The following is a 13,934-nucleotide window of genomic DNA, read 5'->3' as shown; positions in this document are numbered from 1 at the left end:
TTCAGTGCCCCATCCCCATGCCGCCGTCCACGGGGATGACGGCCCCGGTGATGTACGAGGCCTCGTCCGACGTCAGGAACCGTATCGTCGCCGCGACCTCCTCCGGCGTGGCCAGACGTGCCAGCGGGATCTTCGCGAGCGCGGCGTCGCGCTGCTTTTCGGTCAGAGCCCGGGTCATGTCGGTGTCGACGAAGCCGGGGGCAACGACGTTGCAGGTGACGCCGCGCGGGCCCATCTCACGGGCGTAGGAACGCGCCAGGCCCACCAAGCCCGCTTTGGAGGCGGCGTAGTTGGTCTGCCCGGCGGAGCCGTGCAGACCAACTACGGACGAGACCAGGACGACCCGCCCCTTGCGGGCCTGCAGCATGCCCGCCGTGGCCCGTTTGAGGACACGGAAGGTCCCGACGAGGTTCGTCTCGAGCACCGCGCCGAGGTCGGCCTCCGGCATGCGCAGCAGCAGGTTGTCCCGTGTGATGCCGGCGTTGGCGACCAGCACATCGACGGGGCCGTGCCGTGCCTCGACGTCCTTGAAGGCCATCTCCACCTGCTCGGTGTCCGTGACATCGCAACGCACCGCGAGACAGCCCGCGTCCACGAGGTCACGAGGCGGCTCGCCGGAACGGTGGGTGATCGCCACCCGCTCGCCGGCTTCCGCGAAGGCCCGCGCTACCGCGTGGCCTATGCCCCGATTCCCTCCGGTGACGAGTACGGATCGGCTCACCGAATTCCTCCCTCTGATCGTGTCGGGCGTGCGGTGCGGGCGGTGCTCAGGCGAGTTTGTGGACCCAGCCGTAAGGGTCGGGACGCTCGCCGGCCTGGATGCCCATGAGCTCGTCCCGCAGCCGTATGGTGACGGGCCCGACGTCGCCACCGCCGACCGTCCACTGGCCATCGGCGCTCCTGACCCGGCTCACGGGGGTGATCATCGACGAGGTGCCGCAGGAGAACACCTCCGTGAGCGCTCCGGCTTCCGCGTCCGCACGCCACTGGTCGACGCTGATCCTCCCCTCCTCCGCCCTGTAACCGAGATCCCCGGCCAGGGTCAGCAGGGAGTCCCTGGTGACGCCCGGCAGCAGCGTGCCGGTCAACTCCGGTGTGACCAGACGGCTTCCGTAGACGAAGAACAGGTTGCTGGTGCCCATCTCCTCCACCCAGCGACGCTCCACCGCGTCCAGCCACACCACCTGTTCGCATCCCTGCTGCCGGGCCTCCTCCATGGCCAACAGTGTCCCCGCGTAGTTGCCGCCGCACTTCGCGGCACCCGTGCCACCCGGCGCTGCCCGCACGTGCTCGCTCGGCACCCACACGGAGACGGGCTGGGGCCCGGCCTTGAAGTAGGAGGCCGCCGGCGACGCGATCACCACGAACAGGTACTCGGTGGACGGCTGGTAGAAGCCTATGGACCGTTGCGTCGCGATCATGAAGGGCCGCAGGTACAGACTGTGTCCAGCCCGGCGGGGAACCCACTTCCGGTCGGCGGCGACCAAGCGCTCCAGCGCTTCGACGTAGGTGTCCTCGGGGAGGGGCGGCATCGCCATCCGCCGGCAGGAGGAGTTCAGCCGCGCGGCATTCGCGTAGGGCCGGAACGACACCACCGACGCGTCCGGGCGGCGATACGCCTTCATGCCCTCGAAGAGGGCCTGTCCGTAGTGGAAGACCTGGGCGGAGGGCTCAAGGGCGATCGGGCCGTACGGCTCGACCCGGGCGTCGTACCAGCCGCGTCCCTCCGCCCATCTGATCGTCACCATGTGATCGGTGAACACGTCGCCGAAGGCGGGGTCGGACATCAGCCGCTCCCGCTCGGAGTCCGGGGTCGGGACGGCGGGCTGGTGGGTGAACTCGACCGGCATGGGGCTCCTCCGGGACGGGGTGGGCTGGGGCGTTCAGACTGGTGGGTTGCCGTGCTTGCGCGCCGGCTGCTCACCGCACTTGGCGCGCAGCATCGTCAGCGCGCGCACAAGGGTGACGCGGGTGTCGGCGGGATCGATGACATCGTCGACGAGGCCGCGCTCCGCCGCGTAGTACGGATGCATGAGCTCGGCCTTGTACTCCTTGACGACTTGCTCGCGTACCGCCTCGGGGTCCTCCGCCTCGGCGATCCGCCGGCGGAAGACGACGTTGGCGGCGCCTTCCGCGCCCATCACGGCTATCTCGTTGGTCGGCCAGGCGAAGGAGAGGTCGGCTCCGATGGAGCGGGAGTCCATCACGATGTACGCCCCTCCGTATGCCTTGCGCAGAATCAGCTGGACGCGGGGCACGGTGGCGGTGCAGTAGGCGTAGAGCAGTTTGGCGCCGTGCCGGATGATGCCGTTGTGCTCCTGGGCCACACCGGGCAGGAAGCCCGGCACGTCGAGCAACGTGATGAGCGGAATGTCGAAGGCATCGCACATCTGCACGAAGCGTGCGGCCTTCTCCGATGCCTTGATGTCCAACACCCCTGCGAGACGCAGCGGTTGGCTGGCCACGATGCCGACCGTCCGGCCGTCGAGGCGCGCCAGACAGCAGATCACGTTGGGCGCCCAGCGCTCGTGGATCTCAAGGCACTCGCCGTCGTCGACAATCCCTTCGATGACCTCCCTCATGTCGTACGGCACCTTGCCGTCGGTCGGGACGATGCGCAGCAGGTCCTCGCAGCGACGGTCAGGAGGGTCGGTCGTCGGGCAGACGGGCGGCGTCTCCCTGTTGTTGGAAGGCAGCAGCGACAGCAGGTAGCGCACCTCGGAGAGGCACGTCGCCTCGTCGGCGAACGAGAAGTGCGCGACGCCCGATGTCCCGGCGTGCACGTCCGCGCCTCCGAGCCCGTTCTGCGTGACCTCCTCGCCGGTGACCGCCCTGACCACGTCAGGCCCGGTGATGAACATCTGCGACGTGTCGCGAACCATGAAGACGAAGTCGGTCAGAGCCGGGGCGTACGCGGCCCCTCCGGCGCACGGGCCCAGGATCACCGAGATCTGCGGAATGACGCCGGAGGCCCGGGCGTTGCGGCGGAAGATGCCGCCGTAGCCGGCGAGCGCGCTGACGCCCTCCTGGATGCGGGCGCCCGCGCCGTCGTTGAGGGAGACGAGTGGCGCTCCTGCCGCCACCGCCATGTCCATGATCTTGTGGATCTTCTCGGCGTGGGCCTCACCCAGCGCACCGCCGAAGATGCGGAAGTCGTGGGCGTACACGAAGACGGTCCGGCCCTCCACGGAGCCCCATCCCGTGACCACGCCATCCGTGTGCGGCCTCTTCGCCTCGAGGCCGAAGCCCGTGGCGCGGTGGCGGCGCAGTGCCTCCACCTCGGTGAACGAGCCCGGGTCCAGCAGCAGCTCGATCCGCTCCCGCGCCGTGAGTTTGCCCTTGGCGTGCTGGGCCTCCGTGGCGCGCTCGCTCGGTCCGCGACGCGCCACCCGCTTGATCTCCCGCAGTTCGGCCAGGCGGCTCAAGGCGTCAGTGGGTACCGCCGGATCTTCGTACGTCCGTGCCTGAGGGGGCATCACCAGCTATCTCCTTCCGAGACCGGCAGCGTGCCGGGGACGGTGACGGCCTCCTTCTCGCTGCCGAAGGCGCGGCAACGCTGGCGTTGTGCGCCGAGGCCAGCCACCTCCGCCTCAAGCAGGTCTCCGGGGCGAAGAAAGTCCACGTCGGGCCGGGCCAGAGAGATGCCCGCGGGAGAACCGGTCAGCACCACGTCTCCCGGTTGAAGCACCATGAACTGGCTGAGGTACCACACGAGATGGGAGACGTCGAAGACCATGTCACCGGAGTGGCCGTCCTGCATCCGCCGTCCGTTCACATCACAGGTGAGCCTCAGCGACCGCAGATCACCCACCTCGTCCGGGGTCACCAGGTGCGGCCCCAGCGGGGTGAAGGTCTCGAACGACTTGCCCTTGATCCACTGCCCGCCCCGCTCCAGCAGCCAGCCGCGCTCCGAGACGTCGTTGGCGGTGCAGAAGCCTGCGACGTGGTCGAGAGCGTGGTCCGGGCCGGCCAGGTACTGCGCACGACGCCCGATGATCACTGCGAGTTCCACCTCCCAGTCCGTCTTGCGGCTGCCGGGCGGAATGACGAGGCCGTCGAAGGGCCCGACCACCGTCGAAGGCGCCTTGCTGGAGACGTAGGGCTCGGCGGGCACCTCCATCCCGGCCTCCAGCGCGTGCGCCCGGTAGTTCAGGCCGATGGACAGCACGTGGCCGCCGGGCCGCACGGGCGGGCCGACCCGCTCGTGCGGCCCGGCGACGGGCAGACTCGGACCCTCGTGTCCCAGGCGCTCGCCGAGTTCACGCAGCCGGCAGGGATCGAGTGCGGCGGCGCTCCAGTCGGGAACCCATGCCGACAGATCGCGCACCGTGCCGTCGGTGTGGACGGCGCACGGGCGCTCCTGCCCCGCCGGTCCGATCCGCAGCAGGCGCATTCACTCCTCCTCTTCGAGGAACTTCGCGAAGAAGTTGAACTCCGCTTCGGTGAGCCGACGTGGGCGCCCTGCCTTGTAGTCGAAGGGGGCCATGACCGTCGAGGCGGACGCGTACACGGTGTCGCCGTCCTTGACGTCGTAGTCGACGGCGACCGTGGCCGACTGGAGCCGCGACACCCACATCTCGATCTCGACCGGCTCATGCCGGTGAACCAGCTGCCGCTTGTACGAGATCTCGTGGCTCACCACCACGGAACCGTCCCTGAAGAAGGCGTCGCCCTCGGTCGGGGCCATGCGGAAGACGAAGTCGACGCGGGCCTCCTCCAGATACCGGAGGAAGTTGACGTTGTTGACGATTCCGTAGACGTCCATGTCCGCCCAGCGCAGCGGGCAGTGGTACACGTGCCGGGCCATGGTCACTTCTCTCCTGTCGCGGTGGCAAAGGGGCCGGCCCCGGTGAGCGCCTGGAAGGCGGAGACGTAGTCGTCCGCGGCTATCGGGGCGCGGAGCAGCTCGGGCGACAGCCGGAAGCCGTCGATGAGCAGCGACGTGTGCGGGAGAACGCGTGTGCACGTCTCATCGATCAGAGCAGGCAGCGCCCGCACCTCGTGAGCAGTCAGCGCGCCCTGCGCCAGGTACCAGCCCGCATCGCGCTGGAGCTCGGTCAGTGCGTAGAGCAGGGCCAGTTCGTGCAGCGCGGCACGGACGGACGGATCGTGCGCTTCGGCGACGGCGTCGGTGAAGCAGCCGAGCGTCACCCGTACGGCCTGCGTACGGGCCATGGCCAGCGCGGAGTTCATGGTGCTGTTCCACGCTTCGAAGTACGTGCGGTCGTCGCCGTCCGTCATCCGGGCGCGGCCCTCCTCGTGCAGCGACCGCTCCCGCTCGCCCAGGATCCCCACCAGCAGGCCCAGGTCCAGGAGACCGTCGGGACCACGCCGGGCCCGGCGCTCCGCGGCGGGCTCGGCGGGCTCGGCGGGCTCGGCGGCCGGTCGGGCGAGCATCTGGCCCGCGGTGGTCGCGAGCAACACCTGGTTGTCACCCTCCGCAGTGACCAGGCCCTGGAGCAGGGAACCGTAGTCCGCTATCCGGTTGGCGCTGAAGATGCCCTGGGCGCCGCATCGTTCACGGCAGACGGCGATGGTCTCCGTCATCTCCCAGGTGGTGAGGGTCTTGGTGAGAGCGATGAGCACGTTGAGCTCGGCCGAGACCTCGCCGGCCTCGCTCACGTAACGCCGCTTGGCGTGGTTGAGCAGGAAGGTCATCGCGTAGACCTTGGCCAGCTGCGTGAAGAGGGACAGCTGGTGGCTTCGGTATTCGAGGACGGGCATGTCGTTGCGGCCGGGGGCGTTGGTGAGCCGCTGCGCGGCGTACCTCAGGGCGATGTACACGCTCGCCCGGCCCGCTCCGACGGCCGCGCTGGACACACAGAGCCTGCCGGGCTGTATGCGGCTCATCGCCTTCAGGAACCGCTTGCGCTGATTGCCGGCGGCCGGCTTGAAGGCGCCGTCCCGCGTGAACTCGCCCATGTCGCCGAGAAGCAGGTTGCGGCGCGGCACGCGCACCTGGTCGAACCGGGTCAGGCCGTTGTCGAGACCCTGCACGGGCTTCTCGGGACAGGGCACGGCGTGGATGCCTTCGCGCAGGCCCGTCGCATCGCTGATGCGGACGACGAAGGGGTAGACGCCGTGATCCTTTCCTTCGGCCTTCAGCCTGGCCAGCACCACCGCTACCTTCGGAACATCCTGGAAACCGCTGTACGACATGTACTTCTGTGCGAGCGGGTCAGGCGTGTCGATGACGAAGGTCTCGGTGTGGCGGTCGTAGACCGCCTCCGTGCGCAGGGCCGCCACGTTGTTGCCGTAACCGAGTTCGGTGGCCATGTACGGGCCGAAGGACTCCAGGCCGTCGAGCTCTTCCAGGTAGTCCTTCAGGTCCTCCCGGTCGCCGCCGTGCTCCGCCACGGTGCCCAGGCAGAGGTTGTAGTGGACCATCAGCAGCGAGAACGTCGACACGTCCAGCAGGGCGGGCCATTCAGCCAGAGCGAACAGCCGGCGCGGGTTCTTCAGGATCTCCAGCGGCCGCTCGATGCGCCCGTGAACGAAGCGGGAGCGCTCGTAGCTCAGGCGCCCCGCCTCGGGCAGGCTCAGTCCGTCACGGGCGTCGAAGACCGGGTCCAGCAGCAGGGCCCGGATGTCGGCGTGCACGTCCTCGTAGGCGCCGTCGAAGAGCAGTCGGGTCAGCTCTGCACGAGCGGCGTCGTCCTCGCCGGACTCGGCCGGGCCCGAAACTGTGGCACTGGTCATCTCGTCTCGGTCTCCTCATATGCGTGGTCGGTCAGGGCTTTGAGGTCAAGGGGCGATCAGCAGAGCCGTGTTCTGGCCGCCGAAGCCGAAGGAATTGCTCAGAGCGATGTCGACGGAGCCCGCGCGTGGCTCCTTGTAGACAAGGTCCACGTCGATACGCGAGTCCGGATCCTCGAGGTTCGCCGTCGGCGGGACGAGCCCGTGGTACGCGGCGAGCGCGGCGAAGGCCGCCTCGATGGCGCCCGCCGCGCCGAGCGGGTGGCCGGTGACACCCTTCGTGGAGCTGACCGCGGCGTCGGGGCCGATCACGCGGCGGATGACACCGGCCTCGATGACGTCGTTGAGCGGGGTGGACGTGCCGTGCGCGTTGACGTACCGCACGTCGGACCCGCTCACAGCGGCATCGGCGAGCGCCGCGCGCACCGCCAGTTCCGCGCCCCGCCCCTCAGGATGCGGGGACGTCACGTGATGGGCATCGGCCGAAGCGCCGTAGCCGATCACCTTGCCGTACGTACGCGCCCCGCGCGCCCGGGCGTGCTCCTCGGACTCCAGGACGACCACTCCGGCACCCTCGCCGAGCACGAACCCGTCTCGCGTCCCGTCGAAGGGCCGTGACGCCGTCTCCGGTGTGTCCGTCCGGCGCGACAGCGCGCGCATGCGGGCGAACGTCGACGCGTACAAGGGCGTGACGGGAGCCTCCGCACCGCCGGCGATGACGATGTCGGCGACACCGGTCCGCAGCATCTCGCGCCCGATCCCGATGGCGCTGGCCCCGGAGGCACAGGCCGAGCAGGGCGCCAGGCAGGGGCCGTTGGCGCCTACGTCGATCGCCAGCTGGCCGGCCGCCATGTTGAGCAGCCCCATGGGCAGCGTCAGGGCCGAGACCTCCGAAGGCCCTTCCTCCAGCAGGATCCTGTGCTGGGCCTCGAGCGTCGCGGTACCGCCGGCACCCGATCCGATCACCACGGCCACTCGGGCACTGTCCGCCCAAGCGCCCGGCTGGTGCCCGGCATCGGCCAGGGCTTCACGCGCGGCCACGATGGCGAATTGCGCGTACCGGTCGAACTGCCAGGCGTTGCGCAGCCCGCTGCGCGCCGGGGAGAAGCCCGGTACCCGGCATGCGATGTCCACGGGAAGACCCGTCAGTTCGGGATCACGGGCGGCCGTCTTCTTCGCCTTGAGGACGTTCTGCCAGTTCTCCTCGACCCCCGTCCCGGCCGGCGTCACCAGGCCGATTCCTGTGATCGCGGCGGCGAAAGAGGTCATCGGACATTCACGCCCTTCTCCTCGACCAGAGAGACCAGGTCGGCGACCACGGAGATCTCGGACAACTCCTCGTCCGATATCTCCACTCCGAGCCGCTTCTTCACAGCGGTCGCGAGTTCGAGCTGAGAAAGCGAGTCGAGGCCCAGATCGTCGAAGGTCGCGGTCGGCGAGATCGCGTCCTTGTCGATGTCGAACCTGTTGACGAAGACCTCGATGACAGAATCCTGGACAGAGCTCATTCTTTTCCTCCCGGAAGACATGGCTTGATTTGATTCTCGGTGGTCCGGCTACTGCACGCCCTCGACCGGGATGTCCGGCCAGGTGAGCACGGTCGATCCCCAGGAAAGGCCGGCGCCGAACGCGGACAGCAGCACGCGGTGACCGGGCCGGAGGGCGCCGGAATGCGCGATGTCGTTCAACAACAGCGGAACCGAAGCGGACAGCGTGTTTCCGACCCGGTCGATATTGACCGCGACGCGGTTCCTCTCCACTTCCAGCTCGTCCGCCACGGCGTTGACGATGCGGACGTTTGCCTGGTGGCCCACGAACCAGTCGATGTCCGCGACCGACCACCCCTTGCGGTCGAGCACGCCCCGCGACGACTCGGCCATCCGCTCCACGGCCTGCTGAAAGAGCGGCCGGCCCTCCATCCGCAGATACCAGTCCCCGGCCGGGACCTCGGCGTGGCCGAGTCCCGCCGAAGCCGAGCGCTGGCGCGAACCGCCCGCGGGGATGGCGAGCAGATCGGCGCGCGCGCCGTCACTGCCGAGGTCGAAGGGCCCGAGTGCGCCCTGCTCGTCCGCGTCGCCCCGGCGGAGTACCACCGCACCCGCGCCGTCTCCGAAGATCGGCGCCGTACTGCGGTCCTCGGGGTTGACCAGGGTGGTGAAGGCCTCCGCCCCGATGAACAGCACGCGGTCGGCCACGCCCGATGCGATCAGCCCGCTACTGGTTGCGAGTCCGTACAGGAAGCCGCTGCACGCCGAGGTCAGGTCGAAGGCGGGAACCGTCCCGAGTCCGAGCAGATGCGCGACCTCCGGAGCCACCGCGGGGCACAACCGGTCGAAGGACGTGGTCGCGAGAACGACTGCGTCGACCGTCGCCGTTCCGGCCGACTTCAGGGCCTTCGCGCCTGCCTCGACAGCCAGATCACGGGTCGACAGGCCATTCGACACCATGCGCCGCTCAGATATGCCGGTGCGGGTCTCTATCCATTCGTGGGTGGTGTCGAGCGTTGTGCACAGATCTCCGTTCGTGACAATCCGGGGTGGAAGCCATCCCCCGATTCCCTCGATCACTGCCGCCATGAGAATCCCCCCTTCGTGGATGACGCTTCGGCGAGTCTCACCGAAAAGGCAAGACCAACTCAATTGGCCTTTGGTGCATACATGTCCGGCCGTACCAAAGGACAATTGAGGGTTGCCTGAGCCGCGGATACCGTACTCACGTGGACACAACAGCCCTGGAGAAAACGGTCCTGGAAATCGTGCACGCCCTTCCGCCCGGGCGCGTCGTCACCGACCCCGCCATCCTCGCCACCTATGCGCGAGACGAAGCGGAAGGCGCCCCCTACTCCACACCCGCCGCCGTCGTACGACCGCATGAGACCGCCGAGGTCGCGGCAGTGGTCTCCAGATGCGCCGAGCGGGGTGTCACCGTCGTGGCCCGCGGAGCGGGTACGGGTCTTTCGGGCGGAGCCAACGCGGTGCCCGGCTGCGTGGTGGTCTCCTTCGAGGCGATGAACGGGATCCTGAGCATCGACCCGGACGAGCGCGTCGCGGTCGTGCAACCCGGTGTCATCAACGATGGACTGCGGGACGCCTGCGCACAGTGGGGATTGTGGTACCCACCCGATCCGGCCAGCTCTCCGTGGTCGACCATCGGCGGTAACGTCGCCACCAACGCGGGTGGCGTGTGCTGCGTGAAGTACGGGGTGACGCGCGACTACGTGCTGGGGCTGGAAGCCGTGGTGGGCCACGGCGAGGTGGTCCGGCTCGGCCACCGCACGGCAAAGAGCTCCGCCGGCTACGAACTCGCCTCTCTGATGGTCGGTTCCGAGGGAACCCTGGGACTGATCACCGAGGTCACGCTTCGGCTGCGCGGGGCCCGCTCCCCGGAACGCACCGTCCTCGGCTACTTCGACGACCTGGTCGCCGCCGGACGCGCGGTCGCCGCTGTGACCGCGTCCGGTGTGGTTCCCAGCGCGCTGGAACTCGTCGACCGTTACTGCCTCCAGGCAGTGGACGAGTGGAAGAACATGGGCCTGGCCGACGGCGGCAACATACTGCTCCTCGCCCGGACCGACGCACCGGGAACGGCCGGCGCCGAGGAGGCCGACACCGTCCTGCGCGCCTTTCGTTCGGCGGGCGCGACGTCGAGTGCGCAATCGTCCGACGCCACCGAGGCCGAGGCTCTGTTCGCGGCGCGGAGACTGGTCTACCCCGCACTCGAGCGGCTCGGCTCGGTGCTCACCGAGGACGTCTGCGTACCGCGTATGAGCGTGCCCGACATGCTCGACCGCATCGAGCGCATCGCCGCCGGGCGAGGTGTGCGCATCGCCGGCCTCGCGCACGCGGGGGACGGCAATCTGCATCCCATGGTGGTGGTGGCGCACGGCGACGAGGACGCCCGCCGTCGCGGCCACGAAGCCCTGGAGCAGATCGTCGACGAGGCGGTCGGAATGGGCGGCACCGTCACCGGCGAGCACGGCGTCGGACTGCTCAAGATGCGCGGTCTGACAGCTGAGTTGAGCCCGGCCACACTCGACCTCCACCGGCGGGTCAAGCACGCCATGGACCCGGCGGGCATCTTCAATCCCGGCAAGGTCTTCGCCCCGTGACCCCGGCCACCTGTCCTTCGCTCCGGCAGTCCGCCCCGCCGCGGCACTGTTAAGACAGAGCCATGACGTCATCACCTCCACGACCTCTTCGGTCACCCAGGAGCACGGCCGACGACGCCCGTGGGCCGAAAGGCTTCTGGACTCCCGACCTCGCGCTGTTCTTCACCGCACGCACCATGGCCAGGCTCGGCGACATGATGCTTCCGGTCGCCCTCGCCGCCGGGCTCGTCCGGCACGGCTATGCCGCGGGGGGAGTCGGGCTCGCGCTGGCGGCGTACACCGCTTGCTTCGCGGGATTCGTCATCTTCGGCGGCGTAGCCGCGGACCTCTTCGGCGCCCGGCGCCTCATGATCGGTGCTGACCTCGTGCGGGTCGGTACGCAGTCCACGGCGGCAGCGCTCTTCTTCTCCGGGAACGTCACCCTGTGGCACCTCTGTGCGATCGGTGCGGCCAACGGCGTCTGCGCGGCCTTCTTCCAGCCGGGCATCGCCAGTACCGTGCCCGGCATCACCAACGATGTGCAGAAGGCGAACGGCGTCATCCGCACCGGGGAGTCCGTGATGGCCGTCCTCGGGCCCGCGTTCGCCGGCGTGCTGATCGGAATCGCCTCCGTGGGCTGGGTGTTCGCGGTGCACGCCGCCACCTACCTGGTCAGCGCCCTGTGTCTGGGGCTCCTCCGCTCCCCCACCCGCGCCAGAACCCGGCCGAAGGGGTTCTTCGCGGGGCTGGTCGGCGGCTGGCAGGAGTTCCGCAGTCGCACGTGGATCTGGTCGGTCATCGTCATCTGGATGGTCTTCATGGTCACCGTGTGGGGTCCGACGATCCCGCTGGCGGCCGCGGAGCTGATCACGGAGCACGGCGAGCGCGCGTACGGCATCGTCAACTCCGGTCTCGGTGCGGGTATGGCGGTCGGTGGGCTGCTCGCACTGCGCATCCGGCCGGTACACCCGTTGCGCGCCGGCGCCATCGCGTTGTTCGGGTTCGTCCTGGAGCCGCTGACGGTCGGGGCCCGCGTTCCCCTCGCGGCAGTCGTGCTGGGATGGGCGGTGGCAGGCGCTGCCATGGCCTTCTGGAGCGTGATGTGGGCCACCAGCATCCAGACCCAGTTGCCCAACGACGTCCTGAACCGCATCGCCGCCTACGAGGTCGCCGGTTCCGTCGCCATGATGCCGGTCGGCCAGCTGATCGCGGGTCCCGTCTCCGGAGTCGTCGGAACTCACCACGTGCTCCTGGTGAGCGCCGGGCTGGCCCTCTGTACCTGCACGGCCCTGCTGACCGTGCCCGCCATCCGCGACCTCGTACGGGTCGACGCCCCCGGATGAACGCGCCGTTCACGATCACGGTGGGCGCCTCCGGCCGCCGGGGCGCGCGGCGTCTCACTCACCAGGGTCGGGCGCCCGGCCGTCCCCCGTCGACGTGACGGGCACGGAGAGCCAAGCCGCCTCGTCGGAGGTGTCCCCGGGTGCCCCGTCGCACAGCACGTAGCGTGCCGGCGCGATGGCTCCGTCGAAGTCGGGCAGGGCCGCCATACAGGCCTGGTGCAGAGCGTACGAGGTCAGCGAGGTTCCCGAGCCGTCCACGTACGCGACCAGTTCGCCCCTGCCCGGGGCCGACGCGTCCGTCACGAAGACCGCCGAGCGGCGCCCGCGCGCCACGGCCTCCACGAGTCCGCGGACCGCGTCCACGTCCACCAGGGAGCCGGCGATCGGCTGCCACTGCGGACCGCGCGGCACCGGCACGACTCCGCTGATCTCCTGGAGCCGGCCCAGAGGGATGTCCTCCTTCGCCGCAGCCACCAGGAGCCTCTCCATTCCGGTGAGGAACGCCCGCAGCTCGGGCTCCGGGAGATAGCGGGTGTCGGACCACAGGGCGATCTCTGCCGTGCCGTCCGTGCGCACGACGCGCAGAAAGAACCGGACCGGCATGAACGTGGCCTGCTCCACGCGGATGGTCGACCTCTCTCCGGGCGCGGCCTGGTCACTCACCTCGATGCCGCCCGGCACGCTGCGGTCGTTGAACACGCAGTCCCTGGCGAAGCGGATGCCCCGCCGGGACCCCGCCTTCTCCATCCGGTCCCAGAGCTCCAGCGGATGGACCTGACTGTGCTGATACGCCGCGAGACTCCCCGTCCAGGCCCGCCGTACCAGTGCGTCGAACGTCCCGTCGCCCGGTGTGAGCAGGACCAGTGCGTCCTGGGAGATGGTGCCGACGTACCGTGCCGTGCGCGGTGTGTTCCGATTCGCGGCTATCGCGGTGAGCGCGCACCGGGACAGACCGGCCCGGTGGGCGAGTACTGCGGCGGTGGCGGCCAGCATGACGGCGGAAGTGCTCGCCCTGGTCCTGGCCGCGATCACGGGGAGCGCCTCCGCGACGGCGCGGGACTCCAGCACGCCGCAGACGTAGCGGTCGGCGTCACCGCCCGTGGCCACCGGCACGGCGAGCATGGACTGCGGGACGCGCTCCATGGCCTTGTCCCAGTGGCGCAGGGCGGCGGCGTTGCGCTCCTGCCAGGCAGGCGACTGCTGCTCCAGGCCCAGTTCGAGCGGTTGCGCGGCGCCGGAGCCGCCGGGTTCCCCTCGTCCGGTCAGCGCGTTGTGCAGGTCCTCGATGACGATCCGGAGCCCTTCGCCGTCCACCGCGATGTGGGAGTAGACGACGACCAGCCGGGCGGGACGGCCCCCGGGCGCCAGGACCGCCGCTCGGAGGGGGAATTCCCGGGCGAAGTCGAAGGGGTTGTGAGTCAGCGAGTCGACGACGCGTTCGAGCGCCTCCTCGTCGTCAGGCACGTCGTGCACTGTCAGCGTCAACCCGCCTCTCCCCGAGACGTGTTGACGCCTGCCGTCGTCGGCGTAGACCGTGCGCAGGGACTCGTGTGCCACCAGGAGCGCGGCGACAGCCTCGGCCACCCCGCTCCGTGACGTGGCGACCGGCAGCTCGGCGGTATGGGTGAGGAAGGAGCTGTACCGGTCGTGCGGGTATCGGGCGCGCCGGTGGAACGTCTTGAGCTGAGCCCAGCTGGTCGGGCCTTCCTTGTCCGGTCCGGCGTCGAAGCTGACGGTGAGCGTGTCCGACGGGTGCACCTAGGGCCTTTCGTTTGGATCAGGCCGGATCAGGGAGGCGGGTCCGGTGC

Annotated in this window: 12 protein-coding genes; 2 read left to right on the top strand and 10 right to left on the bottom strand. The window is 69.5% G+C overall.

The window, feature by feature from the left end; all coding sequences use genetic code 11:
* Position 1: 1 nt before the first annotated feature.
* Genes fabG through ACIOEW_RS38370 form a run of 9 tightly spaced genes read right to left on the bottom strand, consistent with a single transcriptional unit; the run spans position 2 to position 9,272 of the window.
* Positions 2-721 (bottom strand): 3-oxoacyl-[acyl-carrier-protein] reductase, encoded by a 720-nt coding sequence (gene fabG, locus ACIOEW_RS38410; RefSeq protein ID WP_401969966.1) that lies wholly within the window; start codon positions 719-721, stop codon positions 2-4.
* 46 nt (positions 722-767) lie between these two features.
* Positions 768-1,850 (bottom strand): branched-chain amino acid aminotransferase, encoded by a 1,083-nt coding sequence (locus tag ACIOEW_RS38405; RefSeq protein WP_401969964.1) that lies wholly within the window; start codon positions 1,848-1,850, stop codon positions 768-770.
* Between the two features lie 33 nt (positions 1,851-1,883).
* Positions 1,884-3,476 carry an acyl-CoA carboxylase subunit beta gene (locus tag ACIOEW_RS38400; RefSeq protein ID WP_401969962.1) on the bottom strand — a complete coding sequence of 531 codons (1,593 nt, stop codon included), beginning with the start codon at positions 3,474-3,476 and terminating at the stop codon, positions 1,884-1,886.
* Positions 3,476-4,393, bottom strand: a complete 918-nt coding sequence (locus tag ACIOEW_RS38395) for a fumarylacetoacetate hydrolase family protein (protein WP_401969960.1) — start codon at positions 4,391-4,393, stop codon at positions 3,476-3,478. Before ACIOEW_RS38395 ends, ACIOEW_RS38400 begins: the two co-directional genes overlap by 1 nt.
* Positions 4,394-4,807: a thioesterase family protein gene (locus tag ACIOEW_RS38390; RefSeq protein WP_350993609.1), complete on the bottom strand. Its 414-nt coding sequence runs from the start codon at positions 4,805-4,807 to the stop codon at positions 4,394-4,396.
* A 2-nt stretch (positions 4,808-4,809) separates the two neighbouring features.
* A complete protein-coding gene (locus tag ACIOEW_RS38385; protein WP_401969957.1) occupies positions 4,810-6,699 on the bottom strand; it encodes an acyl-CoA dehydrogenase in 1,890 nt (629 codons plus the stop codon).
* Positions 6,700-6,744: 45 nt separating this feature from the next.
* Positions 6,745-7,965 carry a beta-ketoacyl-[acyl-carrier-protein] synthase family protein gene (locus tag ACIOEW_RS38380; RefSeq protein ID WP_401969954.1) on the bottom strand — a complete coding sequence of 407 codons (1,221 nt, stop codon included), beginning with the start codon at positions 7,963-7,965 and terminating at the stop codon, positions 6,745-6,747.
* Positions 7,962-8,204 carry an acyl carrier protein gene (locus ACIOEW_RS38375; RefSeq protein ID WP_401969952.1) on the bottom strand — a complete coding sequence of 81 codons (243 nt, stop codon included), beginning with the start codon at positions 8,202-8,204 and terminating at the stop codon, positions 7,962-7,964. The genes ACIOEW_RS38380 and ACIOEW_RS38375 overlap by 4 nt, the downstream gene beginning before the upstream one ends.
* A 48-nt stretch (positions 8,205-8,252) precedes the next feature.
* The gene (locus ACIOEW_RS38370; RefSeq protein WP_401969950.1) at positions 8,253-9,272 is read right to left on the bottom strand and encodes a beta-ketoacyl-ACP synthase III; all 1,020 of its coding nucleotides are present in this window, start codon (positions 9,270-9,272) and stop codon (positions 8,253-8,255) included.
* Positions 9,273-9,412: 140 nt separating this feature from the next.
* Between ACIOEW_RS38370 and ACIOEW_RS38365 the strand changes: the two genes are divergently transcribed.
* Both ACIOEW_RS38365 and ACIOEW_RS38360 read left to right on the top strand, forming a co-directional pair.
* Positions 9,413-10,804 carry an FAD-linked oxidase C-terminal domain-containing protein gene (locus ACIOEW_RS38365; protein ID WP_362554825.1) on the top strand — a complete coding sequence of 464 codons (1,392 nt, stop codon included), beginning with the start codon at positions 9,413-9,415 and terminating at the stop codon, positions 10,802-10,804.
* Between the two features lie 62 nt (positions 10,805-10,866).
* The gene (locus ACIOEW_RS38360; RefSeq protein WP_401969947.1) at positions 10,867-12,126 is read left to right on the top strand and encodes an MFS transporter; all 1,260 of its coding nucleotides are present in this window, start codon (positions 10,867-10,869) and stop codon (positions 12,124-12,126) included.
* A gap of 54 nt (positions 12,127-12,180) precedes the next feature.
* Here ACIOEW_RS38360 and ACIOEW_RS38355 read toward each other — a convergent pair whose 3' ends face one another.
* Positions 12,181-13,884 carry a condensation domain-containing protein gene (locus ACIOEW_RS38355; protein ID WP_401969945.1) on the bottom strand — a complete coding sequence of 568 codons (1,704 nt, stop codon included), beginning with the start codon at positions 13,882-13,884 and terminating at the stop codon, positions 12,181-12,183.
* Positions 13,885-13,934 lie beyond the last annotated feature (50 nt).

It is taken from the genome of Streptomyces sp. NPDC087901 (genome assembly GCF_044742205.1).
Classification (GTDB): domain Bacteria; phylum Actinomycetota; class Actinomycetes; order Streptomycetales; family Streptomycetaceae; genus Streptomyces.
Note: the sequence above shows the minus strand (reverse complement) of the source record. Positions and strands in the feature narration are given on the sequence as shown.